This is a genomic window from Neptuniibacter sp. UBA6509 (assembly GCA_002435145.1).
Lineage (GTDB): Bacteria > Pseudomonadota > Gammaproteobacteria > Pseudomonadales > Balneatricaceae > Neptuniibacter.
This window is the reverse complement of record DJLT01000053.1, coordinates 43,189-46,425: the sequence shown is the minus strand read 5'-3', so window position 1 is coordinate 46,425 and position 3,237 is coordinate 43,189. Positions and strand designations below refer to the sequence as shown.

Here is a 3,237-nt window from a genome sequence, read left to right as displayed (position 1 = left end):
AGCAGTCTACCGCCAGCTCCGATATCAATAGTTATTAATCAGGAATTTCATGAACACTACACATCCAAAACTTATACAAATTTTAGTGGATCAAACGCCTAGAGCGATGATCGCTATGCTATTAGTTTCTTTGGCTTATTTTTGGTCGTTTATGAATTACGTTCCATTACCTATCTTAAGCATTTGGCTTTTTTTCCAAACGCTTCTTGCGGTTTATCGCGTTCAAAATGCGAAATCATTTAAAGAATACTTACGAAAAAATGAGTTTAAAAAAATAAAACGTAATGAAATTTCATTTATGGTTTCAAACGTTTTTCAAGCGATGATGTGGACCCTATCATCTATCTTAGCTATCACGTTCGCACCTCAGCCTTTTGAATTAGTAACATTTGTCATGACGATTGGCATCATTACGGCTGCAGCATTGTCTATGTCATCACTTTATAAAGCCTACCTCGTTTTCTTCTTCTGCATGATTGTGCCGCAAATCATAATCCTGTCATTTTTTGGTGAACAACAACATACAGCTCTACTTGTCTTCACTGTTATCTATATCCCTGCAACCATTTTGCTTTCAAAAACTATATACAATAGCCGCCTATCAAGTATCGAGGCCCACTCAGACTTAGAGCAGAGTGTTGAGAAACTGCATAAGCTTTCTATGATTGATAACTTAACGAATATTTATAACCGTCGTTATTTCTTTGAAATGTCAAAAAATATTATTAGTACTGCTCAGAGAGACAAAACAGATGTAGCGCTTTTGATGCTCGATGTGGATTTTTTCAAGAAAATTAATGATAAATATGGGCATCAAGCAGGGGATTTTATTTTAGTTAACCTTGCGAAAGAGATTGAAAAAACCATTCGCCTAAATGATATTTTTGCACGTGTTGGCGGTGAGGAGTTTACAATTCTTTTTAACAATACCTCTTTGAATGGCGCAAAAGTGATTGCAGAAAAAATACGAAGGGCGATCGAAGTTAAACCATTCACCTTTGAAGGCGTTCCGATACAGATAACTATCAGTATCGGTTTATCTGAGCTAGGAACTGAGAATAATTCTATAGAGCAATTATATTCAATTGCAGATCAGAACCTTTATGTCGCTAAGAAAACAGGCAGAAATAAAGTCGCGTTTTAACTTTCAACACTATAAAAATACAGTGCCGCGCTTATTTCCAATACTCTAAGCCGTATCTCTGCATTATCAGTGGCGGCTTAGCTTCCCTCTCAAGCTGTTTCATCCCCTGATCAAATGCATCCATCATCTGTCTTATCTTTGCTTGTAAACCCTCACTGGGCGTGAACGCCATATAAACCTTGGCATTTGAAACACATCCCGCGCTTCTAAAGCCGGACCACTGATCAGCTTGCTGCAATGTATAACGTGTACTGTTGTAGGTGAAAAGAAATGCGTCGATCCGACCTTTTTTAAGCTTTTCCGCCTGCTGAAGAATATATCGCTCATGATAAGGCTGAAATTGAAATTGCTGCGGGTTGAGTGCAGTATAGTCATTGAGCTCCTCTAATGAAGTGTCCGAAGCAACCCCAAATTGCAAACCAGCTAAGCTACTAACACCATCATATTCCCAAGAGTTCGAAGCTAATGTGAAGAAACACATACGCTGAACACCTACTTCATAATGAGGATACATAAGATCCGGTGCTTCAGCCCTTGCAGGTGAAAGCACTGCATCCACCTCCCCTTTGCGCACCATGCTAAGGGCTCGACTCCAAGGATAGGTTTTTATATTTAAGTGATAATTGGTAGAGCCATAAATCTGCTCAACAAGCTCGGTAATATAACCTGGGTTTGTATGAGCTGGGCATAACTGTGGACACCAATCAATCGCAGCTATTTCGATCACTTCCTGCTCTTCAGCTACTGCCTGTGCTGAAAACAGGAAAATAAATACTAAATGTCCAAAGTGGCCTTTCATCTAGTCTCCAAGAATTAACTGATGCTGCTAAAATTATTTTTTAGGCACTTCCTTTTAACCATTGTTTCTTTGAACCACTTCAAAAGATATATGGAGCGTTATATATAGCGACTCATAAAAGTATAGCAACGACTTGAACAGCCAAAAAAGGATCTCCAAAAAACTGGAGAATTTAGAGCGAATAAACGAGGGGGTGGTAGGCAAAGACACTGATTCAGTGTCTTGAGAATCTGGTTGTTATCAAAACACTTAAGAATTATCGGCCAAAATACTGATCAATGAGATCGGGGATTTTATCAAATATACTCATCTCAAATGCATCGATGTCTTGCTTCAAATATTCCATGTAACGTTTAGCTTGATCGCGATTTAGAATCTTAGCATTAATTGCAAAACCCATTTCAGCCAAATTTTTATCATGACGAGGAACGACCTGCCATTTAAGAAATTCAGGATGAATTTGTTGTAACTGAAGCAATGCTTGAATACAAAACTTATCGACGTGACTTAAACCTTCAGGACCAAGACAGCCCGGTTCAACTCGAAAAATAACCGTTAATTTCTTATCTTCAGCTAAAACCACATTACTTCTCTATTTGGTATAAGCTTTTATTATAAAGAGCTGTCTGCACAAAGAGTTATGTGCACAAAGTCTAACATGAGTTTACTATATTTCTTCAAACGCCCGTTTGCCTACTTTAGTATTGATTTCTATGCTGCCACTAAACTCATAACTATAACTTAATGATTGATTTTGCTTTATAATCCCCGCTTTTACGATTAACGCCTGAGGGGCATCTATGAAGTTTTCAGCCTTAGATCTTACACCTGCAATCCAGCAAGCCTTGGATGACTGTGGCTACGAAGAGATGACCCCTATTCAACAGCAAGCTATTGTGCCTGCGCGTCGAGGCAAGGACCTATTAGCAAATGCGCAAACGGGTACAGGCAAGACTGCAGCATTTGCCCTACCTATACTGCAGCAGCTATCAGATAAACCGGTAACATTAGGTACAGGTCAAGTTAGGGCGGTTATATTAACCCCAACCCGTGAATTGGCTCAGCAGCTTGATGAAACGATTAGTCGATACAATAAATATTTAGAACTTCGTGTAATGAGTATTTATGGCGGTACAACTTTAGATAATCAACGCAAAAAATTGCGTAATGGCGCCGATATTCTTATCGCAACGCCTGGTCGATTACTGGAACACATCACGGCTTGTAACATCAATTTAGGTCAAACTGAATTTGTAGTACTTGATGAAGCTGACCGTATGCTCGATATGGGCTT

Annotated in this window: 4 protein-coding genes; 2 read left to right on the top strand and 2 right to left on the bottom strand. The window is 39.0% G+C overall.

The window, feature by feature from the left end; all coding sequences use genetic code 11:
• Positions 1–49: 49 nt before the first annotated feature.
• On the top strand, positions 50–1,144 hold the full coding sequence (locus B4K11_RS07225) for a GGDEF domain-containing protein (protein ID WP_292949406.1): 1,095 nt from the start codon (positions 50–52) through the stop codon (positions 1,142–1,144).
• Positions 1,145–1,175: 31 nt separating this feature from the next.
• Here the strand turns inward: B4K11_RS07225 and B4K11_RS07220 are convergent, their stop codons facing one another.
• The gene (locus tag B4K11_RS07220; protein ID WP_292949403.1) at positions 1,176–1,943 is read right to left on the bottom strand and encodes a substrate-binding periplasmic protein; all 768 of its coding nucleotides are present in this window, start codon (positions 1,941–1,943) and stop codon (positions 1,176–1,178) included.
• Positions 1,944–2,199: 256 nt separating this feature from the next.
• Entirely contained in the window at positions 2,200–2,526 is a 327-nt protein-coding gene (locus B4K11_RS07215; RefSeq protein ID WP_292949400.1) for a hypothetical protein, read from the bottom strand.
• Between the two features lie 217 nt (positions 2,527–2,743).
• Here B4K11_RS07215 and B4K11_RS07210 point away from each other — a divergent pair.
• Positions 2,744–3,237: DEAD/DEAH box helicase (locus tag B4K11_RS07210; RefSeq protein ID WP_292959308.1), on the top strand; the 494-nt coding region annotated here is incomplete at its 3' end.

Bases quoted from the DNA above. Each gene is read 5' to 3' on its own strand.
- B4K11_RS07225 (WP_292949406.1), top strand. From the start codon at position 50: ATGAACACTACACATCCAAAACTTATACAAATTTTAGTGGATCAAACG.
- B4K11_RS07220 (WP_292949403.1), bottom strand. From the start codon at position 1,943: ATGAAAGGCCACTTTGGACATTTAGTATTTATTTTCCTGTTTTCAGCA.